The organism is Kitasatospora sp. NPDC057904 (assembly GCF_042887925.1).
In the GTDB taxonomy this organism is placed as follows: Bacteria; Actinomycetota; Actinomycetes; order Streptomycetales; family Streptomycetaceae; genus Kitasatospora.
In genome coordinates this window covers 39,461-65,648 of record NZ_JBHVOL010000001.1, presented here as the reverse complement: position 1 = coordinate 65,648, position 26,188 = coordinate 39,461, and the positions used below count along the sequence as shown (strand labels likewise).

The following is a 26,188-nucleotide window of genomic DNA, read 5'->3' as shown; positions in this document are numbered from 1 at the left end:
GTGCCATGCTGGGATTCGTCCGGACCGACAACGACGCCCTGGTCACCTGCCTGGGCGATCCGCAGCGCGCCGTGCCCGCCTACCGGGAGCTGCTGCGGCGCGGCGCCGGGGCGCGTGACGCGATACGGGCGGGGCTCTCGCACGCCAACGCGGCGGTACGGGAGGGGTGTTGCCGCCTCCTGGACCACATGGTCGACATCGAGTCGATGGGGCAGCTGATCGCCATGGCCGACGATCCGGACGCCTCGGTCAGGATCGCCGCGTTCCACGCGCTCGCGTGCGACCGCTGCAAGGGGGACGTCTGCGCCCCGGGCGCGGACCGCGTTCTGGAGCCCGGGCTGCGGCACTTGGCGTCCGACCCGGATCCGCGGGCGCGGGCCATGGCGGCCGAGCTCGTCGGCAAGTTCGTCCACGACGACGCCCGCGCCGCCGAGGCGCTGCGGGCGTCGCACGAACGGGACCCGAGCCCGGCGGTGCGGAAGAAGGCCGGCTGGTACGTGCCGGGCGGCCCCGTTTTCGAGCGGACGCGCCGGGCAAGGGCCCGTTAGGCCCGTGTCTCATAATTGATCTTGTGGCGAGTCGGGGAGAGATGACGGATGCTGCGTGGGCCCGGATAGAGCTGCTGCTGCCGCAGCGGGACGGGGCCGGGCGTCCCTGGCGTGATCACCGCCAGGCGGTGAACCGGGTGCTGTCCTATGGCTACGAGCCGAGGAGCGATGACCAGCCCAAACGTGATCAATTGCGAGTCATGGCCTAGCATCCGCCCATGATCACCGAGAACGCCTCCCCGGCGGTCGCCCTTGCCCCGCTCGACGTGGACGATACCGAGCTCCTGCACACATGGCGGTCCGAGCCGGTGGCCGCGCACGAACTGGGCCACTGGCCGCGCCCGCTCTCGGCGGTACGCGAGCAGATCGAACGCGACATCGACGACGCCGACCACGACGGCTTCCTCATCCTGCTCCCGGACGGCACGCCGGTCGGCGCGGCAGCCCTGGCCGAGCAGAACATGTCCGACGGCACGGCCACCGTCCGTCTCCTCGTCGATCCGGACCACCGCGGCCGCGGCTACGGGCGCGCCGCCCTGGACGCTCTGACCGACCTCGCGTTCGGCGAACTCCCGCTGCACCGCATCGAAGCGTTCCCCCATACCGGCAACGCCTCGGCGCTCGCCGTCCTCGCCCACGCCGGCTTCACCCACGAGGGCGTCCGGCGCGCCGCCTGCCTCCACCGGGGGCGGCGGCACGACATCGCGATGCTCTCCCTGCTCCGCCCGGAGTGGGAGGCGCTGGAGCGGCCGCGGTCCTGGGAGCTCTGAGCAGGTGGGGCAGGGTATGTCTGACTATTGGCGTCGCGCCCGGCAGGAATTGTCAGACACGGCTTCCTCCAGGACCTCCTCGACGCTCTTCGCACGGCGCCCGATGACGTTCTCCAGTGCGGGGCCGGTGACGTCGAATTCGCCGTTGCGCGCTGCCGCGAACATCGCCAGCGCGAACTCTGCGGCCGGCCGTGGCATCCTGCCGGCGACGGCCGCCGAGACCCACGCGTCGTCGTCCAGGACGACCCGGGTGATCGTCCGGCCGGTGATGCGGCTCAGGATCGCTGCGACGCCGGCGAAGTCCAGCGTCCGGCGGGCCGTCAGCGGCGGCGTGATGCCGTCGAGTACGCCGTCCTCCGTCAGTGCGACGGCGGCAGCCTCCGCCAGGTCCTCGTGTGCCGTCCAGGAGACCGGGCCGTCCTGCGGCAGGGCGAGCGTGCCGCTCTCCAGCGCCGTGCGGAGGTAGAGGCTCAGGGTGGAGGCGTAGAAGCCGTTCCGCAGAGCGGTGTACGGGACCCCTTGCCGCTTCAGGTGCTCCTCGGTGGCCGCGTGCACCGGCTGCGGCGGGAACAGCGACGTGGGGGACGCGGCCTGGTGACTCGTGTACAGGACGCGTCGGGCGCCCGCCGCCCGGGCCGCGTCGACGGCGGCCGTGTTGGCGGCGAGTGCGCCGCCGCCGCGGATGGCCGCCGAGACGACGAGGACGCGCTCCGCGCCCTCGAAGGCGTGCGTCAGGCCGTCGGGCTCGGTGAAGTCCCCCTCGCGCACCCGGACTCCGCGCTCCGCGAGCCCTGCCGCCCGGCTCGCGTCGCGCACGCTGACGCCGATCCGGTCGGCCGGCACCCGCTCCAGCAGGCGGTCGACGATCAGTGCGCCGAGGCGGCCGGTGGCTCCTGTGACGATCAGCACGGCTGACTCCCTCCCTTGTTTCCAGTGGAACGAAAATAACGTTAACACTGATACTTCCAGTGAATGCAAGGGCTCGCTTCAAGCCGAAGGGAAGCCGAAGAGAACTGGTATCAGCGGTACCATCGCTGCCATGGCACCGAACACCGAGCGGCGAGACCTCACCCGCGAGCGCATCGTGAAGGCCGCGGCCGGCCTCCTGGGCGAGCACGGGCCCGCCGCGGTGACCACCCGCCGCGTCGCCCAGGAGGCCGGGCTGCAGCCGCCCGCGCTCTACCGGCTCTTCGAGGACAAGGAGGCTCTGCTCGACGCCGCCGCCGAGTACGTCTTCGCGGAGCACGTGGCCGGCAAGGAGACCGCCGCCCGGTCGGACGACCCGGTGGCGGACCTCCGCGCCGGCTGGGACACCCAGGTCGGCTTCGGACTCGCCAACCCCTACGTCTTCGGCCTGCTGATCGACCCGGCCCGCGCCCGCGAGACCCCGGCCCAGGCGCGGGGCGTGCGGATTCTCGCCGAACGCGTGCACCGGGTGGCCGCCGCCGGGCGGCTGCGGGTCAGCGAGGAACGCGCCGTCAACCTCATCCGCGCGGCCGGCGTCGGCACCGTCCACACGCTGCTGACCCTGCCCCCGGAGCAACGCGACCCGCACCTGGCCGACGCCGCCTTCGAGGCGGCCGCCCGCGCGATCCTCGCCGACGAACCCGCCGTCCCCGACCGCGACCCGGCGGCCGTCGTCGCCGCCTTCCGCACCCTCCTGCCCGAACTGCCCAACCTCAGCGGCGCCGAGGCCGCACTCCTCGACGAGTGGCTGCGGCGCTGACGCCTTCTCCGATGATCGGACCCCGCCTCCGCCCGCTGCTCCGCCGTCAGCGATGATCGTCCGCATGACCGATGAGGCGTGGCACGAACGACTCGGCTGGGCCCACGGCCTGATCGCCGAGGACCCGGCCGTGCGGGTGGCCGCGCTCGTCCGCCTCGCCGCGGCCCGGCAGGCGGTCGGGTCCGCGATCACGGAGTTCAACGGGGCGCTGTCGCAAGCGAACCGCTCGGGTGCGCCGGAGCCGTACCGGGAGCCGGCCGTTCGGGAAGCACTCACGCGGTGGCGGGAGGCCCGAAGCCGTTCGCTGCCGGAGGCCCTGTGGCAGGGCGTCACGCCCGACGCGTACGCGACGTGGCCGGGGCTGCCGTACGCCCTGCTCTTCCTGGAGTGGGAGCTGCGCCACCCCCAGGCGTGGACGTGCCACGCGAAGGCCTGGGGCACGAAGGAGTCCGTCATCCGGGAGCTGGCCCGTGCCGAGCTGGACGGCCCGGGCCGTGCCAAACTCGCCGACTTAGTCGAACTCGCCGTCCGGCGCCGGTACCGCTGCAAGGACCGCGAGTACGTCCGGATCGCCCGCGCCGTCGATTCCCCCGACCTGCGCGAGCGCCTCGCCCATGCCTCCGGGTCCGCCGACCCGTGGGCCCGGACCCATGCGGGCTACGTCCTCCACCTGCTTGAGCACCCCGAGCTCGCCAACTCCCGTCGAACCTGGACCGATTGGCTCGCCCGCGGCCGCTGAGCAGGAAGTCGGCCCGCTCGACTTTCTGCTTGTGCCTTGCGGGTTCTGGGTTTCGTGGGTGGTTGGTGGGGCGTGCGTTGGGCTGTGCCTGGGAGTTGGTGGGGGTTGATGGGCGGGTGCGTAGGAAGTCGGCCTGCTCGACTTCCTACTCCCGCCCTACGCGCCCTGGGCCTCCTCGGCGGTCGTGGCCACCAATGGCCGGCGGGGCACGCCTGCGGCCCCGCCCGGGAGGCGGGTCAGGCGGCGGACCAGCGGGTTGACGGGGAGCGTCGCCGCGAGGGCGGTCAGCAGGAGGACGGTGAAGAGCCGGTCGCCGATGATGCCGAGGTCGCGGCCGAGCGTCAGGATGAGGACCTCGCTGAGCCCCTTGGTGTTCACGAGGACGGCCAGCGTCGTCGCCTCGCCGCGCGGAACGCCGGTGAGCCGGGCGCCGAGCCGCGCGCCGGCGTACTTGCCGCCCCACGAGACGGCGAGGAAGACGGCGACGGCGAGCAGGCCGCGCGGGCCGAGGCCGGTGAGGTCGACGGACAGGCCGGTGAGCGCGAAGAAGACCGGTACGAGGAGCGCGCCCGCGTGCCGCATCGGGAGCTCGATCGTGTGCCGCAGCTCCTCGGCGGCGTCGCGCGGCATGGCGAGACCGAATGCGAAGGCGCCGATGACGGCGTGGACGCCGAGGCGGGACGTGACCCAGGCGGAGAGCAGGAGCCCGCTGCCGACGATCAGCAGCGCGAGGAACGGGTGGCCGCCGGCGCCGACGGGCAGGCGGAGCATCCGGCGCAGCAGCGGGCGGACGACGAACGCCATTGCGACGGCGTAGCAGGCGACTTGGCCGAGCCTCAGGAGCGCGTGACCGGACCCGGACGACCCGGCGGACCCGGGACCGCGGGCCGCGGCGGCCAGGCAGACGACGGCGCACCACGCCGTGATCTCGGTGAGCGCCCCGCACGCGGTGGCCATGGCGCCCGTGCCGGAGGCCTGGAGCCGGTTCTCGCCCACGATGCGGGCCATGACCGACAGGGCGCTCGCGGAGAGGGCGATTCCGAGGAACGCGGCGAACAGCCACGGTGAGGCGGTGGCGCCGAGCAGCCACGGGAAGCGGGTGGCGACGACGGCCGCCAGGACGAGGGCCAGCGCGAACGGGATCAGGACGGACGCGGCGGTGACGGCGAGCACCGCCCTGACCCGGCCGCTCAGCAGCCGCAGGTCGAGTTCCCAGCCGGCGGCGAACATGAAGAGGACGATGCCGAGTTGGGCGACGACCGCCAGGTGCGGGCGCACGTCCGGCGGGAAGAGCGCGTCGGTCAGGTGGCCGGGGAGGAGCCCGAGCACACTGGGCCCGAGGATGACGCCGACCGCGATCTCGCCGACGACGACGGGCTGGCGCAGCCGGGTGCGCAGCGGGGTGAGGAGGAGGCCGATCAGCAGGACGGCCGCGATGTCGGCCAGTACCGTCGCGGATGGGGTGGAACCTTCCAAGTCGAGCGCCTTCCTGGGACGGGACCAGGCGTCAAGAGCCGCGAGGGGAGCGCGGCTTCTGCATTATGCGGAAGGGTCGGTTCGTCGGCGTCGCAACTCGTACGTGTCGGCGGCGCTCCGGGGCCCGCGCGTGCCCGGTGGCCGAGGCCGCGCGCCCGGGCAGCGGCTCTCCGGAGTCGAGCCCGGGGGAGTCGAGCGCGCGGTGAGCCGGGCTCGGGTGAGCCGAGCGCGCGGTGAGCCGGGCTCGGCCTCACCGCGCCGGCGAGGCCTCGCGGGCGGCCTGCTTGACGGCGGCGATCAGCTGGTGGCGGCGGGTGCGCAGGTCCGCGTGGCGGACGGCGAGGGAGACGCTCCCGATCACGGCGCCGTCCGTGCCGAGGACGGGCGCGGCCAGGCAGGCCAGGCCGGTGCGGGCCTCCTCGACGTCCAGGGCGACGCCGGTGCGGCGGATCCGCCGGAGCTCCTCGTCGAGGCGCTCGGCGGAGGCGATGGTGTTGGGGGTGAACCGGCGCAGGCCGGGCTGTTCGACGTAGCGGCGGCGTGCGGCGGCCCCGGCGGCGGCCAGCGCGATCTTGCCGTGCGCGTAGGCGTGCGAGCGGGGGTCGACGCCGACGGCGAGGTCGGCCTGCTCGTCGCCGTCGGCCGCGAAGGTGCGCACGTCCGCGATGACCAGGCCGTCGCCCTGGTAGGCCACGTAGTTGGCGGACGCGCGGGTGGCGTGACGCATCCGGGCGAGGACGCCGTCGATCCCGTCGCCGCCGTCGGTCAGGCCCATCTGCCGCTGGAACGCGCGGTGGAGCGCGGAGACCCGGTAGCCGAGGGTGTAGCCGCCGTCGGTGCGCACGAGGTAGCCGCGCTCGGTGAGCGGCGCGAGGAGCGTGTAGGCCGTCGAGAGGGCGCAGCCGAGGCTGCGGGCGAGGGCCTTGGCGGAGACGGGCGTGGGCGCCCCGGCGACGAGTTCCAGCACCTCCAGGGTGCGGTCCGCGGCGCGCGGCCCGGTCTGACCGGCCATGGGGTGCTGCTCCTCCTGCTCGTCCTCCGTGGTCACTCCAGTGTGCCGGTGATCCGATCGGCGCGATCACCGGCCCCTGGTCCAAGCCCCCCGGCCTCCCGGCCCCCTGGTTCGGGCGTCCCGGCCGGAGGCCTCAGGCCTCGCTGGGCGCGAGTTCGCCCATGAGGTCCCAGCCGTCGCGGTCGGGGAGGTCGACGCTGATGATCTTCGGCCGGGCGGCGATCGCGTGGGACAGCTTCTCCATGGCCTCCCGGAAGTGCGCGGACTCGACGTGGGCCCGGCCCGCCTCGCCGTCGCGGAAGCCCTCGACGAGGACGTACTCGTCGGGGTCCGCCACGCTGCGGGACCACTCGTAGAACAGGTTGCCCGGCTCGGCGCGGGTGGCCTCGGTGAAGTCGTGGACGATGTCGAGCCACTGCTCGCTGTACTCGGGGCGGACGGGGAACTTCACGGTGATGAAGATCATGGGAGGCCTCTCTGATCCGGGCGCTCGGTGGGTGGGTGCCTCCACACCGTGACCGACCGCCCGGCGCCGCGTGAAACGCGTGCCGCCGCGATTCCGGCCCTGCCGGAAAACGCGCGAGGTCGGCACGCGGGTCCGCTAGGAGCCCGCCTGCGGGCCGCCCAGCCGCTCGAAGGACGTCCGCCACGACCCCTCCACCGGCCGCCAGCCGTACGCGGTCCGCGCGAGCCCGCCGTCCGCGCCGCGTGCCCAGCGGGGCCGGTCGGTGCTCGGCTCGGGTGCGGCCACGCCGAGCGCGCGGGCGAGGACGGGGACCCACTTTCGCGCCGGGGCCGGCTCGTCGTCCACGACGTTGACCGCGCCGCTCGGCCAGTACAGCGCTGCGACCGCCGCCCGCGCCGCGTCCGTGACGTGCAGGAACGACGTGACGGCGCCGTCCGCGGCGAGCTCGCCCCGCCGTAGCCGCTGCTCGATCAGGCCGCCCGGCTCGTACCAGGTGCCGGGCCCGTGCAGCATGCCGTACCGCAGGACGACGGCCTCCGGCAGCTCGGCCGCCGCGAGCTCCAGTGCGAGCACGCCGTCGACGGTCGTGGCGCGCGGTTCGGGCGCGCCGGTGTCCAGGGCCTCCGTCTCGTCGGCCGGCTCCTCGCCCGGGCCGTACGCCCAGCAGATCGACTGGGCGACGATCCGCGGCACCCCGGCCCGGCGGGCGGCGTCCACCAGGCTGCGGGTGCCCTCGCGGCGGATCCGGGCGTTCTCGGCCAGGCTGCCGTCCGCGAGGGCCGTGAGCTGGTGGACGATCGCGTCCGGCGCCGCCGCGGCGACGGCCTCCGCCGTGGCCCCGCGGTCGAGGACGTCCAGCCGGACCGCGTCGGCCCCGTGCTCGCGCAGCCACGCGACGCCGCCCTCGGACCGGGAGGCGGCCGTGACGCGGTGCCCCGCCCGGTGCAGGAGCGGCACGAGCTGCCGTCCGACGGCACCGGTCGCACCGGCGAGGAAGACGTGCATGGGGTCCACCCTTTCCCTCCCGTTCGGCGCCGGGGGCCGTTCCGTGCAGGCCCTCGATCACCGCTCTCTCATACGATCAAGCTAAGAGGTGAATGGACCGGATCCCCAGGCCAATCCGGCGGCAGGGAAGTGGGCCAATCGGCGGGCCGACGGGGCGTCACACTCGGTGCCGTGCTCAGCGCGTCAGTGGCTCAGCGCGCCAGCAGCTGCCGCAACTGGTCGACGATGAACTGCGGTTCCTCCTCCAGCACCCAGTGATTGGCGTTCGGCACGACGGCGGTGGTCACGTGCGAGGCCACGTGCCCGAGATCGCCCCCGACCGACTCGCGCATGCTGTTCTGACCGCCGACACCCAGCACCGGCATCGTCAGCGGGTTGTCGTCCAGCAGCGCCTGCACGTCGCGCTCGCCCTGGTCCTGCTGGCGGAAGAACTCGAAGCCCGCGTGCGTGCTGCCCGGGCGGCCGTATGCGGCGACGTACTCGCGCTGGTTGCCCGCGCTCGGCGCGCGGCCGTCGCGGTTGTAGACGGAGCCGTAGAAGACCTTCTCCCGGCCCGCGACCAGCTGCTCGGCGACGCCGTTCGCCTGGCCGTTGACGAAGGAGTCCCACCAGAGCAGGTTCGGCTTCGAGGCGACGAGCTGCAGGTACCAGGTGGTCGGCGGCGCCTCCAGGATCGCGAGGTGGTCCACCCGGTCCCGGTACCGGGCCGCGTAGGCGAGCGCCACCCCGCCGCCCACGTCGTGGCCGGCCACCGCGATCCTGGCGTCGCCGAAGCCCAGCTGCTCGACGACGGCACGCACGTCGGAGGCCAGGGTGAGGGCGGTGTACGTGCCGTACTCGTCGCCGCGGGCGGGCTGCGAGCGGCCGAGTCCGCGCAGGTCGACGGCGATCACGGTGTGGTCCTGGGTGAGCGCGGGCGCGACCCGGTCCCAGGCCCGGAGGGTTTCCGGCCACCCGTGCAGCAGCACGAGCGCGGGGCCGTGCCCGGCGATCGCGTAGTGGATCCGCAGGCCGTCGCTGACGGCGTAGCCGTCCTTGAAGCCCGGCAGGCCGCCGGGCGGGGTGGCGGCGGCCTCGGCGGCGCCACCGGCGGCGGTGAACATCGTGGTCGCGGCGAGCGCGGCGGCGGCTGCGGCGACCGGCCAGCGGCGCTGATGCCTCGTCAATCTGCTTGTGAACGGCATGACTTCCCCCGGAGTGAGCGGTCAGGTGATCGTCTTCGCTTGGGGCGCATCGTAGGACAGCAAGTCGACGTCCCGGGAGCGCAGTTGGGGGATCCGTGTTCGGCCCTCCGGCTGCCCGGTCGGCGCCGCCGCTGGTCAGGACTCGCCGGGGTCCGCCACGAGGGGCCCGTCCCGTCCGTCGACTTGGCTCGAATCAATGGCCTCCCTTGGCGTGATCCACTTGCCGGCTGCTGCCGCGCGTCGCCACTCCGTCGTGTTCACCCCCTGTACGCGGACGGCCACCCCGTGGTGACATGTTCGCGTCAAAGCCGGGGTGGGGCAGGCCCGGGCCGGCCGTGCCCGCCCGCCCCGGACCCGTGGACGATCGAAAGGGGAACCCCATGCTGCTCCGCGTGCTGGCCGCGACCGGTGTCGTCGCCTCGCTCTTCGGCGCACCCGCCTCCGGTGGCGACTCGCTCCCGACACCGCCCGACCGGATCGTCATCGACGTCGCGACGGTCAACGGCTCCGGCTGCCCGGCCGGGACGGCCGCCGTCGCCGTCTCCCCGGACAACACCGCCTTCACCGTCACCTACAGCCAGTACCTCGCCCAGGTCGGCGTCGGATCGAAGCCCACCGACTTCCGGAAGAACTGTCAGCTCGACCTCCGCGTGCACGTCCCGCAGGGCTTCACCTACGCGATCGCCTCCACCGACTACCGCGGCTACGCCCACCTGGAGAACGGGGCGACCGGCGTCCAGCGGGCCGGCTACTACTTCCAGGGCGACCCGCAGACCGCCTACGGGACCCACCGCTTCAACGGCCCGCGCGACGACAACTGGCAGGCGACCGACACCGTCGACGTCGCCGCCCTGGTCTGGGCCCCCTGCGGGGAGGAGCGCAACTTCAACATCAACACCGAACTCCGGGTCGCTGCGGGCTCCTCGGACCCGACCACCACGACGAGCTTCATGACGATGGACTCGACCGACGGGAGCATCAACACCGTGTACCACCTCGCCTGGAAGACGTGCCCCTGATCCGCTGAGGCGCGGCGTGGTCGGAGCGCCGCCACGCTCCGACCACCCCGCGTGCGGCGGTGATCAGCAGGTGATCGTCACGGAGAACGGACGGTCGTCGTCGACGCCCGGGGGAGTGGCGGTGCGGACGAACAGCGTGTCGGCCGAGAAGACGGCGAAGGCGCCGCCGGTCGCGAGCGCGAAGGCCGTCGTGCCCACCATGAGCTTCCTGGGCCTGGTCATGGGTTCTCTCCCGTCAGATGTGAAGACCGGGAAAGGATGAGCCGTCCCACCCGGGCTGTCCGCAGTCCTTCCTAGCGGGTCTCCGGGCCCCGGCACAGTACTTGTCAGGGACAGTTCGCCCCTGTGGGCGAGGGGTCGTCTCCACGCCGGCACCGCCGGAGCCGGCGGCCCCTCTGGACCCACGTGCTACGGCGTCGCGATCACCAGGAGCGTCCGTGCCCCGGCGGCGCCGGAGAGGCGGCAGCGGTGGGGGACGTCGCCGCGGTAGTGGGCGCTCTGGCCGGCCCGGAGGACGACGGGGGGCTCGCCCTCGATCTCCAGGACCACCTCGCCCTCCAGGACGTAGAGGAAGTCCTCGCCGGGGTGCTCGAACCAGCCTCGTTCGCCCTGGCCGGGCTCGAAGCGGTGCTCGTAAGCCTCCATCAGGGAGCTGCGGCCACCCGGGATGAGGACGCGGGCGATCTGGCCGGCGGACTCGGTCACCCGGATCACCTGGGGGTCGTCCTCATGGCTCACCGCGCCGCTGCGGGCCGGCGGGCGCAGGAAGGTGCCGGGCGGCACGTCCAGGGCGTCCGCGATCCGGTAGATCGACGTCAGGCTCGGGGTGGTGAGTCCGCGTTCGAGCTGGCTCAGGAAGGGCTGGGAGAGGCCGGAGCGGGCGGCGAGTTCGGCCATGGGGACGCCGAGCTCCTTGCGGCGGCTGCGGACGAGGCGGCCGACGGCGAGGGCCTCGGGCGAGGGTTCGGGGCGGGACACGCTCGTGAACGTACCTCATCGGTGCCGGGCGGGCCGAGGCCGCCCGAAGGGTTCCCGGGCGCTCCCCGGAAGGTTTCGCACGGCTGCAACATGCCGTTTATAAGCGTCGTCAATTATTGATGTCACTTATATCGGACCGTGTCCCGGCCCCGGCGCACACCCGGCGGCCGGTGAGGAGACGAGCGCGTTGCACCCCACCGAATCCCCGCCCCGGAGATCCCTGACCGCCCTCGCCCCGGCGCTCGTGACGGCCGCCGTCGTCCTCGCCGGATGGTCCGCGCTCGCCGCCTCCGGGGCCGTCGCGCCCGGCCTGCTGCCCACGCCCGCCGCCACCTGGCGCGCCCTCGTCGAGAGCGCCCGCACCGGCACCCTGGGCACCGACCTCGCCGCCAGCCTCGGCCGGGCCGGACAGGGCTTCGCGCTCGGCGCCTCCCTCGGCGCCGCGCTCGGTTTCGCCACCGGCTACCTGCCGCGCCTGTCCGCCGCCGTCACCCCGGTCGTCTCCTTCCTGCGCCCGATCCCCGCCGTCGCGCTCGTCCCGCTCGCCACCGCCTGGTTCGGCGTCGGCGAGACGGCCAAACGGCTGCTGATCGCCTACGCCGTGCTGCTCGCCGTCTGGCTCTACGTCCACGACGGGGTGTCCCGGGTGCCCGCCACGCACCTGCGGGCCGCGCGCTCCCTGGGCGCGCCGCTGCACCGCCGGTTCGCCGCCGTGCTGCTGCCCGCCGCCGCGCCCGCCCTGCTCGCCGCCCTGCGCTACGGCGCGTCGGTGGCGCTGCTGGCCCTGGTGGCCGCCGAACTCGGCGGTGCCCAGAGCGGGTTGGCCTACCGGCTGCAGGTGGACGGCCAGTTCCTGCGCACCGACCGGATGTTCGCCGGGCTGCTGGTGCTCGGCCTGCTCGGCGTCGCGGTCGACCTCGCCCTCGCCGTGCTCGGGCGCCGCCTCGTCCACTGGGACGCGTCATGAGCAGGGACGTGCACCTGGACGGCCTGACCGTCGCGTACGGCTCGCGCCGCCGCGCCGCGCCGGTGCTCGACGCCACCGATCTGCGGCTGCCCGCGGGCTCGTTCACCGCGCTGCTCGGCCCGAGCGGCTGCGGGAAGTCGACCGTCCTCGGCGCGGTCGCGGGCTTCGTCCGCCCGACGGCCGGGCGGGTGGTCGTCGGCGGCGAACCCGTCACCGGGCCCGGGCCGGACCGCGGTGTCGTGTTCCAGCACTACGCGCTCTTCCCGTGGCTCACCGCACGCGGGAACGTCGAGTTCGCGCTCAAGCGCCTCGGACTCCCGCGCGCCGAACGCCGGCGCCGGGCGCTCATTGCCCTCGACGAGGTGGGCCTCGCCGACAGCGCCGCCACGTACCCGGCGCAGCTGTCCGGAGGCATGCAGCAGCGGGTCGCACTCGCACGGGCGCTCGCCGCCGAGCCCGAAGTCCTGCTGCTGGACGAGCCGTTCGGCGCGCTGGACGCGCTCACCCGGGCGCGGATGCAGGAGCTCCTCACCCGGCTGTGGCGGCGCACCGGCACGACCATGCTCTTCGTCACCCACGACATCGGCGAGGCGCTGGCCGTCGCCGAACGCGTCGTGGTCCTCGGCGGCCGGCCCGGCCGGGTCGTCGCCGACCACACCGTGCCCCAGGACGACCCGGACCTGCACGACCTGATCGCCGGTCACCTCGGCCACGCCTGAAACCGTACGGAAGGAACCCTCCCATGCTGCCCAGACCCCGCGCCCTCGCGGGACTCCTGCTCGGCCTCCTCCTCGCCCTCACGGCCACCGCCTGCTCCTCCGCTCCCACCGCGTCGAACGGCGCGCCGGCGGTCACCATCGCTGGCAGCGACTACCTCGGCGGCGCCCAGGTGTACGTCGCGCAGGAGCGACGGCTGTGGGCCGGCGAGGACGTCCAGGCGCGCCTGCAGTCGTTCCCCACCGGGCGGGACGCGCTCAACGCCGTCCTCGGCGGCCAGGCGCAGCTCGGCGTCGTCGGCGACCTGCCCGCCGTGACCGCCGCGCTCACCGGCCGCGACCTGCGGATCGTCGCCGACCTCTCCCGCTTCTCCGACTGGCGGCTGCTCACCCGCACCGACCGCGGCATCACCCGCCTCGACCAGCTGCCCGGCCACCGGATCGGCGTGCCCCAGGGCACCAACGCGGAGTACGCGCTCGCCCGGATGCTCGCCCCCGCCGGTCACACCGCCGCGGACGTCCGGACGGTCAACCTCGCCCCCAACCAGATCCCCGCCGCGCTCGCCCACGGCGACATCGACGCCGGGGTCACCTTCCCCAGCTCCTACGACGCCGCTCGCACCGCCCTCGGTGACCGCTACGCCGAGCTGCGCTTCACCGACTACACCGCCCACACCCTGCTCGTCGCCGGCCCCGGCGCCACCGACCAGGCCACCACCGCCGTCCTGCGCGCCCTGCTCCGCGCGCAGTCCGACCTCACCGCCGACCCGCCGGGCGCCCGCCGCGCCGTGCTCGCCCAGGCCGGCGGCACGCTCGACGCCGCCTACGTCGACGCCTTCCAGCCCGCCTACGAGTACCGGCCGACGCTCTCCGCCGAACTCCTCCAGCACCTCCGGGACGAGGCCGTCTGGGCCGCCACCGCCCAGGGCCTGCCCGCACCCGCCGACCGCGACACCCTGCTGCGCCGGCTGCACACCGCACCGCTCGCCACGGCCGACCCGGCCGCGGTCACCGCACACTGACCCCCCTCACCCACCACCACGGAGGCCCCGCCATGACCACCCCCGTCGACCAGAACACCCTCCGCCGCCGCGGCGTCGGCCTGCGCGCCCACGATCCCGCCCGCAGCTTCGGCGGCTACACCCTCTACACCCCGATCGCCGGCCCCGGCGACGTCCACCTCGTCGACATCGAGGGCCGCACCGCCCACACCTGGCGCCTCCCGCACCCGCCGGGGCGGCACGCCCGGCTGCTCCCCGGCGGCACGCTCTTCCACCAGGCCAAGGACACCTCCGGTCCCGGCCTCTTCCCGATCTGGGACGTCTACCACGGCGGCATCCTCCAGGAGATCGCCCCCGACGGCACGGTGCTGCGCGAGGTCCGCCACCCGTTCCACCACCACGACGCCTCCGTGCTGCGCAACGGCAACCTGCTGATCCTCGCGGTCGAGCGGCTCACCCCGGCCGACGCGAGGCGCATCCGCGGCGGCATCCCCGGCTCGGAGGCCCCCGGCGGCGTCGTCTTCGGCGACGTCGTCTACGAACTCACCTGGGACGGCGAGGTGGTGTGGCGATGGGCGGCGATCGACCACCTCGACCCGGAGGCCACGCCGCTGGACCCGCACTTCGCCCGCGAGCACTGGCCGATGGCCAACACCGTCAACGAACTGCGCGACGGCGGCGTCCTGGTGGGCTTCCGCAGCGCCTCCACCGCCGTCGCCGTGGACCGCGCGGACGGGTCCGTGCGCTGGCGGATCGGCCCCGACGTGCTCGCCCAGCAGCACTACCCGCACGAACTCGCCGACGGCAACGTCCTGGTGTTCGACAACGGCACCTACCGCGACACCACCTCGGTGCCGTACTCCCGGGTGCTCGAAATCGAGCCCGTCACCGGCCGGACGGTCTGGACGTACGAGGACAACCCGCCGCAGAACTTCTACAGCCCGTACATGTCCAGTGCCCAGCGCCTCGCCAACGGCAACACCTTCATTGCGGAGGGCTCCTTCGGCCGGCTCTTCGAAGTCACCCCCGAGGGCGACGTGGTGTGGGAGTTCGTCGTGCCCGAGTTCGGCTCCTTCGGGGCGGGCGTCGGCCTGGAGTCCTCCCGCGGGGCCCAGAACGCGGTGTTCCGAGCCTACCGGTACGCGCCGGAGGAGATTCCCTGGCTCTGAGCGGTCCCCAAAGCTCAGGGGCCCGCGGGCGGTTGCCGCCGCGGGCCCCGGCACCCGGCTGACGCGTTCCCGTCTGTCGCCTGTCGGTCCCTGCCCGTAGGGTGAGCCTCCGTTCCGCACGATCGGTGCGGACGGCCATCGGGGGACAACTCGGACGGAGTGGTATGGATATGAAGAATCGTCGGTTATGGACGCGCGTGCTGTCGGCGTTCGCACTCGTCGCGGCGGTCATCGTGGGCAGCACGATGAGCGGCGCGACCAGTGCCGAGGCCAAGCCCGCGTGGGGCTGGGGCAACGGCCGTTGGTCGTGTTCCGGTGCGCCGGTGCCGGCCGGCTGGGTCATCACGGGCTACGACAGCAAGGGCTGCAACTTCGCGGGCTCGTGGTACCAGCAGCCGGTCTCGGACGGGATCTGGACGTGTTCCGGGTCCCCGGTCGTCCCCGGCTACGTGATCATCGCGCACGACCAGCGCGGCTGCAACGGGATCGGTTCCTGGCGGCACGGCCTCGTCCACGACGGGATCTGGACGTGTTCCGGCTCCCCGGTGGTCCAGGGGTACGTCATCACCGACCACCAGCAGAGCGGTTGCGGCGGGATCGGCGCGTGGCGGCACAACGTGGCGCGCGACGGGATCTGGACGTGTTCCGGTTCGCCCGTCGTCCAGGGGTACGTCATCACCGACCACCTGCAGTCCGGCTGCGGTGGCATCGGTGCCTGGCGGCACAACACCGCGCGCGCCGGTCTGTGGACCTGCCCGGGGTCGCCGGTCCCGGCCGGCTTCCGGGCGGCGGCCTTCCAGGCCTCCGGTTGCCACGGCATCGGCGCCTGGGTGCTGGTGAAGGCCTGACGGCCCAGCCGTAAGCCGTAAGCCGTCGGCCCGGTGTCCTCCCCTGTGAGGACACCGGGCCGACGGTCGTTCGCGCGAGCCCTACCGCGGGCTGCTGGTGATGATCAATATCGCGAGCAGGATCCCGAAGCCGAGGTTCGCGATTTCCAGCCAACCGAAGATCTTGGCGCGCTTGGCGTACTTCTCGCGCTCGTACGGATCGACGGCGGTTCTGGCGCGGTTGCGGTTGGTGACCCACAGCACGATGAAGATGATGTCGAGCACGGCGAACTCCTGTGGGCCGATGGGATGCTGACGATCAGCCGAGGTGGGCGAGGGGCCTTCCCGGGTTCGGGGTTCAGGATGTCGGCGCACCAGGAGGGTGTCAACTGAGATGGATGCCAAGAGCTGCTAAATTTACGACAGTTGATGACTCGTCGCTTCGCCCTCGGGGAGCCCCGTGCGCACCTGCGCCACCACCGCCGAACGCGCGAACGCCCGCGACACCGTCACCAGCCAGGCCGTCTCGGCGGCGAGGTCGGCCGCGACCTCGCGCGGCGCGTAGCCCGTCCCGTCCGCGGACGGACGGTGCCCGGCCGCCGACGACTCCAGCGCGGCGGCCAGGACGGCCGCCTCCACGACGGCCGCGTCCCCGCCGCTCGCCGCCTCGGCCCACCCGGGCACCCGCGGATCGGCGTGCGCCCGCAGCGTCAGCTGACCGTCGCGGATCTCGATGACGCGCCGGTAGAGCGCGAACTCCGGGTTCCGCAGCGGCCCGCCGAGGCCGAGCACCCCGACCTCCGCGGTGAGCGAGATCTCCGGCACCGCCGAGTGCAGCGCCGACCACAGCGGTTCGAGCCGCCGGTAGTCCCGCCAGGCCCGCACCTGCCGCGCCGAGCGGGTCAGGAAGGCCGCCCACACCGCGAGCGTCATGCCGCCGATGCCGAAGAGCAGCGTGCCGAGGGCGAACGGGGCCGAGAAGGCGTCCTCCTCGATCTCCTGGCGGCCGGTCGTCAGCGTCTCCCACAGCGGCACGGCGCTCAGCGCCGACCAGGCGAACCCGCACGCCGTCCCGGCGACGATCAGCCGCAGCCCGGTCCGCGGCAGCCCGGGGGCGACGACCCCGGCGGACCGCAGGACCGCCAGGCCGAACACCGCGACGCACCAGCAGCCGTGCACGGTGAAGAGGGCGTTGAACAGCGTGAGCGGCAGGCGCCCGACCGGGCCGGCCACCAGCTCGGGGCCCTCCGGCCGCACCCCGCCCACCACGTACGCGACCGCGCTCACCGCCATGACGAACGCCGAACCCACCGCCTGGCGCCGCACGGCGGCAGGGCCCGACGCCGCCGGCCGCACCGCGTACACGAGCAGGGCGATCGCGCACTCCGCGCCGAGCTTGAGCTCGTAGCCGAGCAGCGGCACGCACCGCGCGACGGACTCCCACGGCACGGCGGCCCGGGTGGCCGGGGCGAGCACGGCGACGGCCGTGCCGATGCCGAGGATGAACACCAGCAGCCGGCGCTCGCCGGGGCGGCGGCACAGGCCGCGGGTCAGGACCAGCCGTGCGGCCGTCGCCAGCAGGGCCAGCGCGCAGACCAGGTAGTCGACGGTGCTGCTCACGGTGCCGTCCGGTCGGGATCGTCGGGGTGGTGGGGTGGTGCGAGACCGAAGACGGCGTCGAAGCCCGTGCCGCTTGCCGCCGTGGACATCGTCTCCCTCCCCGATCTCCCCACCCGACGGGACTGTCCGGACGCCCATGGTAGTGGCGGACTTCCGGGGCTTCCAGGCCACTTGACGGGTGGGGAGGAGCAGGCGTCAGACGGCCGCGGGGGTGGTCCGGCGCGCGGTGCGGACGTCCTGCCACACGAAGTAGGCGAGGTTGAGCAGCACCGCCGCGTGGAGCAGCCACCAGCCGGGGCCGAAGGAGATCGTGATGTGCGGCACCAGCGTGGGCGACACGGGGGCGAAGTCGGTGGGCCGCAGCGTCAGGTCGGTGGTGAGGAGGCGTACGAGGAACGCCGAGAGGCTCAGGTAGCCGAGGGTCCGGACGACCGGGTGCCGGCGGTGCGGCCGGAGGGCGGTGCAGACGAGGGCGAGGACACCGAGCAGCAGCCAGGGCCACGCGAGGAGGATGCCGTAGCGGGTGTCGGGGACTCCGGGGAAGGACAGGAACCCGAGCGCCTTGCCGAGCGAAACGTCGGCCGCCAGGTCGTGGCCGTTGGCGAACGTGCCGTTGAGGGTGGCGCCGGTCAGGGGCACCGCGCCGACGTACAGGGCCAGGCCGCCGAGGGGTGCGAGCAGGTACGCCGGGCTCCAGCGCCGTGCCGGGGCCGGAGCGCGGGGCGGTACGGGCGGCGGGGGCGGCACGAACGTCGTGGCGGTCGCGGTGAAGGGAGCGGTCGGCGGCGCCGTGGGCGGGGCGGGCTGCTGCTGCAGGAACGCCGTGACCATGGCGGCGGCCTGCGGGCCGGTGAGGCGGTCGTCCGGGGCCTTCGTGAGCAGGCCGTTGATCAGCGGTGCCAGCGGACCGGCCAGTGCCATCGGCGGTGCCGTCTCGAACAGGAGCGCCGCGAGCGTGGCCGCCGGGGTGTCGCGGCGGAACGGCATCCGCCCCTCGACGGCCTGGTAGAGCGTCGCGCCGAGGGAGAACAGGTCGCCGGCCGCAGCGGCGGGGCTGCCGTGGGCGCGTTCGGGCGCGAGGTAGTCGACCGAGCCGATGAACATGCCCGAGGCGGTGAGCGCGGTCTGGTCCTGCTGCACGGCGATCCCGAAGTCGGCCAGCAGGACGCCGCCGCCGTCGGCCAGCATGATGTTCGCGGGCTTCACGTCGCGGTGGACGATGCCCGCCTCGTGCGCGGCGCCCAGCGCGGCGAGGACGGCCTGCGCGACCCGGGCCGCCTCGGGCGCCGGGAGCGGTCCGTCCTGGACGATCCGGTCCTCCAGGGAGCGGCCGACGATCAGTTGCATGACCGTCCAGGGGAGACCGCCGTCCACCACGACGTCGTGGACCCCGACGACGTTCGGGTGGTCGCGCAGCCGCGCCGCGTGCTGGGCCTCCCGCTGGGCGCGCACCAGGCGCTCGTCGTGCTCCGCGGCCGAGGCGGCGGGCGGCAACTGGACCTCCTTGACGGCGACGTCCACGCCCAGCACCTCGTCGTGGGCCTGCCACACGCTGCCGAACCCGCCCGCGCCGAGGCGCCGCACGAGCCGGTAGCGCCCGCCGACCAGCCGCCCCTCCCGCGTCGCCTGGTCGCCACCGCCGACGCCGTTCCCGCTCTCCGACACCGTCTCCCCGTTCCCGTGCACGCGGTCCGCCGCAGGGGTCCAGGACCGGCGATGGTGCCGGATCCGCGCTGCGGCGACGGGCCGTCGGACCGGCCCGGGCCACGATCATCCCAGCCGCGCGCGGGCCGGGGCACCCGGGGTCCGGATGGTCCGGACGGCCGCGGTGTCTCCAATCGGCGGCCGGCCGGAGTACCAAAGTCCCGGTCACCGGTGTGGGACGGGTGGGACGGACACGACCGGGCCTTGCGCCGACGCGGTCGCCCGGCAGACTGACGGGACCGGCGGCAGCGGGTCGATCCCCGCCGCCGGCTCCCGGCTGACGAATCATCGGAGACTCGCGCCGGAGATCCACGAGATCCTCACACACCAGGAGCAGCCACCCGTGCGTACCCTCCTCCCCGCCCGCCGCCGGTTATCGCTGGGCCTCGCCCTGGCCGCCGCACTGACCGGTCTCGGCGCACTGACTGCCTCCGCCGCGGCCGCCTCCGCCGCGCCAGCGGCCACCGCGCCGAGCCCGATAGCCCTGACCTCCTCCGCCTGTCCGGCGGACATCCGGCAGGGCGAGTCCGACGGCTGCGTCACCCAGCTCCAGCTGGAGCTCGACCGCACCGGCGCCACGATCGCCGTGGACGGCCGGTTCGGGGCGGCCACCCTGACCGCCGTCCGCGTCTTCCAGACGGCGCACGCGCTGGTGGCCGACGGCATCGTCGGCCCCGCCACCAAGGCGGCGCTCGACGCCGCGGCCGCGGCGGCCTCCGGCACCGTCGACCTGCGCACCCAGTGCGGCGACCTGCGGACCGGCGCGAGCGGACCGTGCGTCAGCACGCTGCAGACGATGCTGAACGCGCTCGGCGCCCGGCTCACCGTGGACGGGCAGTTCGGGCCGGCCACCGACACGGCGGTGCGCGACTTCCAGGCCTTCCACGGCCTGGCCATCGACGGCGTCGTCGGCCAGGGCACGAAGGCCGCCCTCTACAGCGGCAACGCCGGCTCCACCGGCACCCCGCCGCCGCCCGGCACCCCCGTCGACCCGGCCAAGGTCCTCGCCGCGGCCAAGGCCTTCCTCGGCGTCCCGTACGTGTGGGGCGGCGGCCACTCGCTGCGCGGCGAGGGCCCCGGCCCGTCGCTGGGCACGTGCGACGGCTACACCGGCTCGATCCAGCCCTGCCCGGCCGACACGACCGCCGGCGTGGACTGTTCGGGCCTGGTCCGCGCGGCCTACTGGTTCGGCGCGGGCTTCGACCTGGCCAACGGCGGCGACACGAACCAGCAGACGCTGGACCGCCACCTCACGCCGGTCACCGAGTCCCAGCGCCGGCCGGGCGACCTGGAGTACTTCGGCACGGACGCGCACACCACCACGCACGTCGTGCTGTACGCGGGCACCGACCCCGCCACCGGCGCGGACATGATGTACGAGGCCAAGGAGACGGGCACGGACGTCCACTACGTCGGCCTGCGCACCGGCGGCTTCTGGTACCACGTCACGGCCTGACGGCCGGGGCGCGCACGGCGCGGGCGGCGGCTCCGGCCGCCGCCCGCACCGCGTCAGCCGCGGCCCGACGCCCCGGTGCTGCGCACCGTCACTCGAAGCGGCTCGGGTCCCCGGCCCCCCGGCGGACGATCTCCGGCTCGCCGCCCGAGAAGTCGACGACCGTCGTCGGCTCCGTGCCGCAGTCGCCCGAGTCGACCACGGCGTCCAGCACGTGGTCGAGGCGCTCCTTGATCTCCCACCCCTGCGTCATCGGCTCGTCCTCGCCGGGCAGGAGCAGCGTGCTGGAGACCAGCGGCTCGCCGAGTTCGGCGAGCAGCGCCCGGGTGACGGCGTGGTCGGGGATCCGGACGCCCACCGTCTTCTTCTTCGGGTGCAGGAGGCGCCGGGGCACCTCCTTGGTGGCCGGGAGGATGAAGGTGTAGCCGCCCGGCGTCGCGGCCTTGACGGCGCGGAAGACGTTGTTGTCGAGCTGCACGAACTGCCCCAGCTGCGCGAAGTCCTCGCACATCAGGGTGAAGTGGTGCCGCTCGTCGAGGCGCCGGATCGTCCGGATCCGTTCGAGGCCGTCGCGGTTGTCCAGCCGGCAGCCCAGGGCGAAGCAGGAGTCGGTCGGGTACGCGATGAGGGCTCCGGACCGGAGGCTGTCGGCCACGGTGCTGATGGTGCGCGGCTGGGGGGACTCTGGGTGGACGTCGAAGTACTTGGCCATTCGGCGACCCTAAGGGATGCCGGCCGCTGATCGCCGCAGGTCTCAGCGGGACGGGGTGAAGTTCGGGAGCTGTTCGAGGCTCTCGGCGACGGCGGCGAAGCCGTACGCGAGCATCTCGTGCTCGTACACCTCGACGGCCTCGCGCAGGCCGGTCCCGCCCCGGTGGGCGTCCGTGAGGGTGCGGCAGAGGAGCGCGGCGTCGCGCAGGGCGGTGTTCGCGCCCTTGCCCGCGCTCGGGGGCATGGCGTGGATCGCGTCGCCGAGGAGGGTGACCGGGCCGGTGCCCCAGTGCGGGAGCGGCTCGGTGTACCGGAGCGTCAGCGGCGAGCTGTTGACGACGTCGGACCGGCGGACGAGCTCGACGAGGTCGGGGTGCCAGCCGTCGAGGAGGGGGAGCAGCCGGTCGCGGACGGTCGCCCAGTCGTCGTCGCCGGTGAGCTGCTCGGGGAGGGTGACCACCCAGCGCAGGTAGCTGTCGGTGTCGGGGAGTTCGACCTCGGGGGCGAGCTCGGCCGCCGCGAGCCTCGGCGGGCGGCGGAACTCCATCCGGCCGAGCAGCATCGTCAGCCCGGGGCCCTGTACGAGAGTGCCGAAGTCCGGGACGAGGGTGGCGAAGCGCTCGGTGAGCGGGGTGCGCCCGAGGAGCGAGTTGCCCGGGATGTCGACCACCCGGGCGTCGGGGAGCAGTCGGCGGCGCACGGCCGAGCCGACGCCGTCGGCGCCGACGAGGAGGTCGGCCACCGCGCTGCCGCCGTCGGAGAGGTGGACCTCGACGGTGCCGTCCGGCAGCTCGGCGTAGCCGGTCACGGCCCTGCCGAACTCGACGCGCTCGCCGAGCCCGGCGAGGAGGACCTCCCGCAGGACGCGCCGGTCGGCCGCCGCGCCGCCGTCGGTCGGGTCGAGCCGCCGGAGCTCGGTGAGGTGCTGGTCGACCACCCTCGGCCGGCCGGCGAGCGGCCCGGTCACGGCGTCGAGCAGCCGGTACAGCCGGGGCGGCAGGCAGTCGCGCAGCGCGCCGAGCCCGTGTTCGTTCAGAGCGATCCGGAAGCCCTGGTAGCGGCTGTCCGCCGCGGGCTCGCGCTCGTACACCCGCACGTCGATCCCGGCGCGGACCAGCCCCTGCGCCAGGCACAGCCCGCCGATGCCGGCCCCGGCCACGATCACCTTCATGTCCCGCTCCTCACGTTCCGTCATGTCCACCAGCATCACTGCCGGTTGGTGGCGGCGGCAGGGCGTTCGATCACGAAGTGCCGATGACATCCGTCACAGCGCCGCCTCCCGCAGCCGCTGGGCCGCGTGTTCGGGGCTGACGTCGTTGACGAAGGCGTCCATGCCGGATTCGACGCCGGCCAGGTACTTGAGCTTGTCGGCGGTGCGCCGGATGGTGAACAGCTCCAGGTGGAGGGCGAGTTCGTCCCGCTGTTCACGGGGTGCCTGGTGCCAGGCGGAGATGTACGGGGTGCGGCCGGTGCCGAAGAGGCGGTCGAAGCGGCGCAGCAGGTCGAGGTAGAGGCGGGGGAACTCGGCGCGTTCGGCCTCGTCGAGGGCGGTGAGGTCGGGGACGCGGCGGTGTGGGTAGAGGTGGACCTCGTAGGGCCAGCGGGCGGCGAAGGGGACGAAGGCCGTCCAGTGTTCTCCGGCGAGTACGACCCTTTCGCCGTCGGCGCGTTCGGCGGCGAGGAGGTCGTCGAAGAGGTTGCGGCCCGTCGCCGTGCGGTGGGCCCAGGCCCGCGCGGCGATGCGGGTGGTGCGCGGGGTGGTGAACGGGAAGGCGTAGATCTGTCCGTGGGGGTGGGCGAGGGTGACGCCGATCTCGGCGCCGCGGTTCTCGAAGCAGTACACCTGTTCCACGCCGGGCAGGGCGGAGAGCGCGGCCGTGCGGTCCGTCCACGCGTCCAGGACCAGACGTGCGCGGGCCTCGGAGAGGTCGGCGAAGGACGCGTCGTGGTCGGCCGTGAAGCACACCACCTCGCAGCGCCCGGTGCCCGGTCCGGCCGTGCGCAGCGGGCGTTCGGTCCGGGGCGCGTCCGCGTCGGGGTGCAGGGACGGGAAGCGGTTCTCGAACACCGCGACCTCGTAGTCCGGGGCCGGGATCTCGCTGAGCCGCGCGTCGGTGGAGGGGCAGAGCGGGCACTCGTCGGCGGGCGGGAGGTGGGTGCGGCCCTGGCGGTGGGCGGCGATGGTGACGCTGTCCCCGGTGGCGGGGTCGCGGCGGATCGCGGAGCGGACGGCGGCGGGCTCCAGTCGGCGCCGGTCGACGGTGTCGCGCACGGCGGACTCGTCGGTGTCGTAGTAGAGGATCTCGCGGCCGTCCGCGAGCTTGGCGGTGGTCTTCTTCACGGCTGGGTCTTCTCCATGGCTGGGCCTTCCGCGGCGGCGGTGCGCGGCCACGACCGGTGCCGCGCGTGGCGGAGGCCGCCTCCGGTGGGGGACGGAGGCGGCCTCCTGGGGGATTGGCTGGAGGACGGTCAGGCGGGCAGGCCGACGGCCCGCTCGCGCCCGCGCCGCTGCTGGATCACCACGGCGACGACGAGCAGGAGCCCCTGGGCGACGTTCTGCCAGAAGGAGTTGATGCCCTGGACGGTGAGCCCGTTCTGCAGCGCGCCGAGCAGCGCGACGGCGAGGAGCGTCCCGGCGATCCCGCCCTTGCCGCCCTTGAGCGCGCAGCCGCCGAGCGCGGCCGCGGTGATGGCCTGGAGCTCCAGGCCCTCGCTGCCGGAGGTGGGCTGCCCCGAGCCGGTGCGGGCGGTCAGCAGGACGCCGGCGACGGCCGCGACCATGCCGGTGAGCGCGTACACCGACAGCAGGTACTTGTTGAGGTCGATGCCGGCCAGCCGCGCGGCGGTGGGGTTGCCGCCGAGGGCGTAGATGTTGCGGCCGATGTCGGTGTAGGTGAGCAGGACGTGCACGGCGGCGGCGACCAGGATGAGGATCCACACCATGGTCGGCAGCCCGGCGATCTTGCCCCGGCTGAGGAAGACGAACAGCGGGTCGCCGAGGACGTAGCCCTGGGCGCGGCCGTCCGAGATCAGCTGGGCGACGCCCTTGTACGCGGCGAGCCCGGCCAGGGTGGCGATGGTCGGGTTGACCCGGCCGTAGATGATCACGACGCCGTTGAGCAGCCCGACGCCGGCGCCCGCCAGCACGGCCGCGCCGATGCCGAGCGCGGCGCTGGAGCCGGTGGACGTGAACACCATCGCGCTGACCACGGAGGCGAGGCCGGCCTGCGAGCCGACCGAGATGTCCAGGCCGCCGCAGATGATCACCACGGTCTGGACCACGGCGAGCAGCCCGGCGATGGTCACCGCCTCGGCGATGACCTGGATGTTCTGCCAGCCCAGGTAGTTGAGGTTGAGAAAGCCGAACAGCGCGAGCACGGCCGCCAGGGCCAGCAGCAGGATGAGGTTCTGGCCACCGACGGCGCCCAGCACGGCCCGCGCGCCGGTCGGCCGGGCGGGCCCGGTGGGGGCCTGCGGCCGCTGGTCGGCGGTGGTGGAGGGGGTGGTCATCGGGCGGCTCCGGTCGTGGGGTCGGTGGTGTCGGCGGGCGCGAGGTCCTCCGACATGGCCAGGGCGAGGATCGCCTCCTCGGAGGCCTCGGCGCGGCCGAGTTCGCCGGTGATCCGGCCGTTCTGCATGACCAGGATCCGGTCGGCCAGGCCGAGGACCTCGGGCAGTTCGGAGGAGATCACCAGGACGGCGACGCCGTCGCGGGCCAGGTCGGCGATGATCTGGTAGATCTCCGCCTTGGCGCCGATGTCGACCCCGCGGGTCGGCTCGTCCAGGATCAGCAGCTCGGGGCGGCGGGCCAGCCAGCGGGCGAGCACGACCTTCTGCTGGTTGCCGCCGGAGAGCGTGCGGACCTCGCTCTCGATCGAGGGCGCGCGGACCCGCAGCCGGTCCGCGTACTCCTGCGCGAGCTGCCGCTCGGCGCCGCGCCGCACGAACCGCCGCCGCCGCAGCCGGTCGAGGCTGACCAGCGAGGTGTTGTCGCGGATCGTCCGGTGCAGGAAGAGCGCCTGGGCCTTGCGCTCCTCGGGGGCGAGCCCGAGGCCCGCGCGGATCGCGTCCTTGGGGGAGCGAAGGCGCAGCACGGTGCCGCCGAGGAGGACCTCGCCGGAGCGGATCGGCACGTCCCCGGCGAGGGCGAGGGCGAGCTCGGAGCGCCCGGCGCCGATGAGCCCGGCGAGGGCGACGACCTCCCCGGCCCGCACCCGGAGGCTGACGTCGTGGACGTCGTCGGTGCTGACGCCGCGCACGTCGAGCACGACGCGGTCGGTGGCGACGTCCTGGCGGACGAACAGGCCGGCCAGGTCGCGGCCGACCATGAGCCGGACGAGCTCGCGCTCGTCGGTCCCGTCGGCGGGCAGGACGCCGGTCAGGGTGCCGTCGCGCAGGACGGCGATCCGGTCGGCGAGCCGGAAGATCTCCTTCATGCGGTGCGACACGTAGATCACCGCGATGCCGCGGTCGCGCAGCCGGCCGATCAGGGCGAACAGGGCCTCCACCTCGTGCTCGGAGAGCGAGGAGGTGGGCTCGTCGAAGGCGATCGCCCGGGGCGGCACGGCGCCGGTGAGCGCGCGCATGATCTCGACCAACTGGCGCTGGGCGGCGGTGAGTTCGGAGCCGAGGAGGTCCGGGTCGAGGACCTGCTCGAAGCCGAGGTCGGCCAGGTCCGCGGTGATCCGCCGGCGCAGCTCGGCCCGGTCGAGCCGGCGCCCGGCCCGGCGCGGGAGGCTGCCCGCGTAGACGTTCTCGGCGACCGACACGTGCGGGATGATCTCCGGCTCCTGCGGGATGATCCGGATGCCCGCGCGGCGCGCGTCGGTGGGGGAGGAGAGGTCGAGCGGGGCGCCGTCGAGCAGGACCTGCCCCTCGGTGGGGCGGTGGTCGCCGCTCAGGATGCGCAGCAGGGTCGACTTGCCGGCGCCGTTCTCGCCCATCAGGGCGGTGACCTTGCCGGGCGGGAAGTCGACGCTGACGCCGTGCAGCGCCCGGACGCTGCCGAAGGTCTTGCCGATGTTCTCGGCGACCAGGCCCTGGGCGGGCCGGGGGGAGGGCCCGGAGCCGGGTGGGGACTCGGGTGAGGTCATGCGT

The 26,188-nt window shown here is 74.1% G+C and carries 27 protein-coding genes and 1 pseudogene; 12 read left to right on the top strand and 16 right to left on the bottom strand.

Going from position 1 to position 26,188, the window contains the following annotated elements; translation table 11 throughout:
• Window positions 1–5: 5 nt before the first annotated feature.
• From ACFVSN_RS00335 to ACFVSN_RS00325, 3 genes and pseudogenes are all read left to right on the top strand, one after another.
• Entirely contained in the window at window positions 6–548 is a 543-nt protein-coding gene (locus ACFVSN_RS00335; RefSeq protein ID WP_387593827.1) for a HEAT repeat domain-containing protein, read from the top strand.
• 23 nt (window positions 549–571) lie between these two features.
• Window positions 572–691: pseudogene (locus ACFVSN_RS00330) on the top strand (transposase); the annotation flags it as partial.
• A 75-nt stretch (window positions 692–766) separates the two neighbouring features.
• Window positions 767–1,318 (top strand): GNAT family N-acetyltransferase, encoded by a 552-nt coding sequence (locus ACFVSN_RS00325; RefSeq protein WP_387593825.1) that lies wholly within the window; start codon window positions 767–769, stop codon window positions 1,316–1,318.
• Window positions 1,319–1,342: 24 nt separating this feature from the next.
• Here the strand turns inward: ACFVSN_RS00325 and ACFVSN_RS00320 are convergent, their stop codons facing one another.
• Window positions 1,343–2,227: an NAD(P)H-binding protein gene (locus ACFVSN_RS00320; RefSeq protein ID WP_387593823.1), complete on the bottom strand. Its 885-nt coding sequence runs from the start codon at window positions 2,225–2,227 to the stop codon at window positions 1,343–1,345.
• Window positions 2,228–2,357: 130 nt separating this feature from the next.
• On the opposite strand from ACFVSN_RS00320, the gene ACFVSN_RS00315 reads away from it, so the two are divergent.
• Complete coding sequence (locus ACFVSN_RS00315; RefSeq protein ID WP_387593821.1) at window positions 2,358–3,044, top strand: TetR/AcrR family transcriptional regulator; 687 nt, start codon at window positions 2,358–2,360, stop codon at window positions 3,042–3,044.
• Between the two features lie 64 nt (window positions 3,045–3,108).
• Window positions 3,109–3,783, top strand: coding sequence for a hypothetical protein (locus ACFVSN_RS00310; protein WP_387593819.1), 675 nt, complete (start codon window positions 3,109–3,111; stop codon window positions 3,781–3,783).
• A gap of 156 nt (window positions 3,784–3,939) precedes the next feature.
• Here the strand turns inward: ACFVSN_RS00310 and ACFVSN_RS00305 are convergent, their stop codons facing one another.
• From ACFVSN_RS00305 to ACFVSN_RS00285, 5 genes are all read right to left on the bottom strand, one after another.
• Window positions 3,940–5,259: a cation:proton antiporter gene (locus ACFVSN_RS00305; protein WP_387593818.1), complete on the bottom strand. Its 1,320-nt coding sequence runs from the start codon at window positions 5,257–5,259 to the stop codon at window positions 3,940–3,942.
• Between the two features lie 250 nt (window positions 5,260–5,509).
• Window positions 5,510–6,271 (bottom strand): IclR family transcriptional regulator, encoded by a 762-nt coding sequence (locus tag ACFVSN_RS00300; RefSeq protein WP_387593816.1) that lies wholly within the window; start codon window positions 6,269–6,271, stop codon window positions 5,510–5,512.
• A gap of 133 nt (window positions 6,272–6,404) precedes the next feature.
• The gene (locus ACFVSN_RS00295) at window positions 6,405–6,737 is read right to left on the bottom strand and encodes a putative quinol monooxygenase (protein ID WP_380493228.1); all 333 of its coding nucleotides are present in this window, start codon (window positions 6,735–6,737) and stop codon (window positions 6,405–6,407) included.
• Between the two features lie 135 nt (window positions 6,738–6,872).
• Complete coding sequence (locus ACFVSN_RS00290) at window positions 6,873–7,742, bottom strand: NAD-dependent epimerase/dehydratase family protein (RefSeq protein ID WP_387593814.1); 870 nt, start codon at window positions 7,740–7,742, stop codon at window positions 6,873–6,875.
• 191 nt (window positions 7,743–7,933) lie between these two features.
• Window positions 7,934–8,908 carry an alpha/beta fold hydrolase gene (locus ACFVSN_RS00285; RefSeq protein ID WP_387593812.1) on the bottom strand — a complete coding sequence of 325 codons (975 nt, stop codon included), beginning with the start codon at window positions 8,906–8,908 and terminating at the stop codon, window positions 7,934–7,936.
• A gap of 401 nt (window positions 8,909–9,309) precedes the next feature.
• Between ACFVSN_RS00285 and ACFVSN_RS00280 the strand changes: the two genes are divergently transcribed.
• Window positions 9,310–9,945 carry a DUF4360 domain-containing protein gene (locus ACFVSN_RS00280; protein ID WP_380438792.1) on the top strand — a complete coding sequence of 212 codons (636 nt, stop codon included), beginning with the start codon at window positions 9,310–9,312 and terminating at the stop codon, window positions 9,943–9,945.
• 63 nt (window positions 9,946–10,008) lie between these two features.
• Here ACFVSN_RS00280 and ACFVSN_RS00275 read toward each other — a convergent pair whose 3' ends face one another.
• Together ACFVSN_RS00275 and ACFVSN_RS00270 are read right to left on the bottom strand one after the other, a co-directional pair.
• Window positions 10,009–10,167 (bottom strand): hypothetical protein, encoded by a 159-nt coding sequence (locus ACFVSN_RS00275; RefSeq protein WP_387593811.1) that lies wholly within the window; start codon window positions 10,165–10,167, stop codon window positions 10,009–10,011.
• 186 nt (window positions 10,168–10,353) lie between these two features.
• Complete coding sequence (locus ACFVSN_RS00270; RefSeq protein ID WP_387593809.1) at window positions 10,354–10,923, bottom strand: helix-turn-helix domain-containing protein; 570 nt, start codon at window positions 10,921–10,923, stop codon at window positions 10,354–10,356.
• Between the two features lie 187 nt (window positions 10,924–11,110).
• On the opposite strand from ACFVSN_RS00270, the gene ACFVSN_RS00265 reads away from it, so the two are divergent.
• The 5 genes from ACFVSN_RS00265 (at window position 11,111) to ACFVSN_RS00245 (ending at window position 15,624) form a co-directional block, all read left to right on the top strand.
• Entirely contained in the window at window positions 11,111–11,890 is a 780-nt protein-coding gene (locus tag ACFVSN_RS00265; protein WP_387593807.1) for an ABC transporter permease, read from the top strand.
• A complete protein-coding gene (locus tag ACFVSN_RS00260) occupies window positions 11,887–12,609 on the top strand; it encodes an ABC transporter ATP-binding protein (protein WP_387593805.1) in 723 nt (240 codons plus the stop codon). Before ACFVSN_RS00265 ends, ACFVSN_RS00260 begins: the two co-directional genes overlap by 4 nt.
• A gap of 23 nt (window positions 12,610–12,632) precedes the next feature.
• Window positions 12,633–13,628 (top strand): ABC transporter substrate-binding protein, encoded by a 996-nt coding sequence (locus ACFVSN_RS00255; protein ID WP_387593803.1) that lies wholly within the window; start codon window positions 12,633–12,635, stop codon window positions 13,626–13,628.
• Between the two features lie 32 nt (window positions 13,629–13,660).
• Window positions 13,661–14,776: an aryl-sulfate sulfotransferase gene (locus ACFVSN_RS00250; protein ID WP_387593801.1), complete on the top strand. Its 1,116-nt coding sequence runs from the start codon at window positions 13,661–13,663 to the stop codon at window positions 14,774–14,776.
• A gap of 170 nt (window positions 14,777–14,946) precedes the next feature.
• Entirely contained in the window at window positions 14,947–15,624 is a 678-nt protein-coding gene (locus tag ACFVSN_RS00245; RefSeq protein ID WP_380438716.1) for a hypothetical protein, read from the top strand.
• A gap of 81 nt (window positions 15,625–15,705) precedes the next feature.
• Here ACFVSN_RS00245 and ACFVSN_RS00240 read toward each other — a convergent pair whose 3' ends face one another.
• The 3 genes from ACFVSN_RS00240 to ACFVSN_RS00230 form a co-directional block, all read right to left on the bottom strand.
• Window positions 15,706–15,888 carry a hypothetical protein gene (locus tag ACFVSN_RS00240; protein ID WP_380438718.1) on the bottom strand — a complete coding sequence of 61 codons (183 nt, stop codon included), beginning with the start codon at window positions 15,886–15,888 and terminating at the stop codon, window positions 15,706–15,708.
• A gap of 132 nt (window positions 15,889–16,020) precedes the next feature.
• Window positions 16,021–17,223 carry an MAB_1171c family putative transporter gene (locus ACFVSN_RS00235; RefSeq protein WP_387601497.1) on the bottom strand — a complete coding sequence of 401 codons (1,203 nt, stop codon included), beginning with the start codon at window positions 17,221–17,223 and terminating at the stop codon, window positions 16,021–16,023.
• Between the two features lie 195 nt (window positions 17,224–17,418).
• Window positions 17,419–18,888, bottom strand: a complete 1,470-nt coding sequence (locus tag ACFVSN_RS00230; RefSeq protein ID WP_380509718.1) for a serine/threonine-protein kinase — start codon at window positions 18,886–18,888, stop codon at window positions 17,419–17,421.
• Window positions 18,889–19,270: 382 nt separating this feature from the next.
• Between ACFVSN_RS00230 and ACFVSN_RS00225 the strand changes: the two genes are divergently transcribed.
• Window positions 19,271–20,383 (top strand): peptidoglycan-binding protein, encoded by a 1,113-nt coding sequence (locus tag ACFVSN_RS00225; protein WP_380509715.1) that lies wholly within the window; start codon window positions 19,271–19,273, stop codon window positions 20,381–20,383.
• Window positions 20,384–20,471: 88 nt separating this feature from the next.
• Here the strand turns inward: ACFVSN_RS00225 and ACFVSN_RS00220 are convergent, their stop codons facing one another.
• The 5 genes from ACFVSN_RS00220 to ACFVSN_RS00200 all read right to left on the bottom strand — a co-directional run bounded on the left by ACFVSN_RS00220 (window position 20,472) and on the right by ACFVSN_RS00200 (window position 26,184).
• Window positions 20,472–21,092, bottom strand: a complete 621-nt coding sequence (locus tag ACFVSN_RS00220; RefSeq protein WP_380493214.1) for an L-threonylcarbamoyladenylate synthase — start codon at window positions 21,090–21,092, stop codon at window positions 20,472–20,474.
• 42 nt (window positions 21,093–21,134) lie between these two features.
• The gene (locus ACFVSN_RS00215; RefSeq protein WP_387601490.1) at window positions 21,135–22,286 is read right to left on the bottom strand and encodes an FAD-dependent oxidoreductase; all 1,152 of its coding nucleotides are present in this window, start codon (window positions 22,284–22,286) and stop codon (window positions 21,135–21,137) included.
• Between the two features lie 69 nt (window positions 22,287–22,355).
• A complete protein-coding gene (gene galT / locus ACFVSN_RS00210; RefSeq protein ID WP_387601487.1) occupies window positions 22,356–23,432 on the bottom strand; it encodes a galactose-1-phosphate uridylyltransferase in 1,077 nt (358 codons plus the stop codon).
• Between the two features lie 128 nt (window positions 23,433–23,560).
• Complete coding sequence (locus tag ACFVSN_RS00205) at window positions 23,561–24,601, bottom strand: ABC transporter permease (protein ID WP_380438731.1); 1,041 nt, start codon at window positions 24,599–24,601, stop codon at window positions 23,561–23,563.
• The gene (locus tag ACFVSN_RS00200; protein WP_380438733.1) at window positions 24,598–26,184 is read right to left on the bottom strand and encodes a sugar ABC transporter ATP-binding protein; all 1,587 of its coding nucleotides are present in this window, start codon (window positions 26,182–26,184) and stop codon (window positions 24,598–24,600) included. The genes ACFVSN_RS00205 and ACFVSN_RS00200 overlap by 4 nt, the downstream gene beginning before the upstream one ends.
• Window positions 26,185–26,188: the final 4 nt, after the last annotated feature.

What these genes read in the sequence shown, in the direction of transcription:
- ACFVSN_RS00335 (WP_387593827.1), top strand. Translation starts at nt 6, where the DNA reads ATGCTGGGATTCGTCCGGACCGACAACGACGCCCTGGTCACCTGCCTG.
- ACFVSN_RS00325 (WP_387593825.1), top strand. Translation starts at nt 767, where the DNA reads ATGATCACCGAGAACGCCTCCCCGGCGGTCGCCCTTGCCCCGCTCGAC.
- ACFVSN_RS00315 (WP_387593821.1), top strand. Translation starts at nt 2,358, where the DNA reads ATGGCACCGAACACCGAGCGGCGAGACCTCACCCGCGAGCGCATCGTG.
- ACFVSN_RS00310 (WP_387593819.1), top strand. Translation starts at nt 3,109, where the DNA reads ATGACCGATGAGGCGTGGCACGAACGACTCGGCTGGGCCCACGGCCTG.
- ACFVSN_RS00300 (WP_387593816.1), bottom strand. Translation starts at nt 6,271, where the DNA reads ATGGCCGGTCAGACCGGGCCGCGCGCCGCGGACCGCACCCTGGAGGTG.
- ACFVSN_RS00295 (WP_380493228.1), bottom strand. Translation starts at nt 6,737, where the DNA reads ATGATCTTCATCACCGTGAAGTTCCCCGTCCGCCCCGAGTACAGCGAG.
- ACFVSN_RS00290 (WP_387593814.1), bottom strand. Translation starts at nt 7,742, where the DNA reads ATGCACGTCTTCCTCGCCGGTGCGACCGGTGCCGTCGGACGGCAGCTC.
- ACFVSN_RS00275 (WP_387593811.1), bottom strand. Translation starts at nt 10,167, where the DNA reads ATGACCAGGCCCAGGAAGCTCATGGTGGGCACGACGGCCTTCGCGCTC.
- ACFVSN_RS00260 (WP_387593805.1), top strand. Translation starts at nt 11,887, where the DNA reads ATGAGCAGGGACGTGCACCTGGACGGCCTGACCGTCGCGTACGGCTCG.
- ACFVSN_RS00255 (WP_387593803.1), top strand. Translation starts at nt 12,633, where the DNA reads ATGCTGCCCAGACCCCGCGCCCTCGCGGGACTCCTGCTCGGCCTCCTC.
- ACFVSN_RS00250 (WP_387593801.1), top strand. Translation starts at nt 13,661, where the DNA reads ATGACCACCCCCGTCGACCAGAACACCCTCCGCCGCCGCGGCGTCGGC.
- ACFVSN_RS00245 (WP_380438716.1), top strand. Translation starts at nt 14,947, where the DNA reads ATGAAGAATCGTCGGTTATGGACGCGCGTGCTGTCGGCGTTCGCACTC.
- ACFVSN_RS00220 (WP_380493214.1), bottom strand. Translation starts at nt 21,092, where the DNA reads ATGGCCAAGTACTTCGACGTCCACCCAGAGTCCCCCCAGCCGCGCACC.
- ACFVSN_RS00215 (WP_387601490.1), bottom strand. Translation starts at nt 22,286, where the DNA reads ATGACGGAACGTGAGGAGCGGGACATGAAGGTGATCGTGGCCGGGGCC.
- ACFVSN_RS00205 (WP_380438731.1), bottom strand. Translation starts at nt 24,601, where the DNA reads ATGACCACCCCCTCCACCACCGCCGACCAGCGGCCGCAGGCCCCCACC.
- ACFVSN_RS00200 (WP_380438733.1), bottom strand. Translation starts at nt 26,184, where the DNA reads ATGACCTCACCCGAGTCCCCACCCGGCTCCGGGCCCTCCCCCCGGCCC.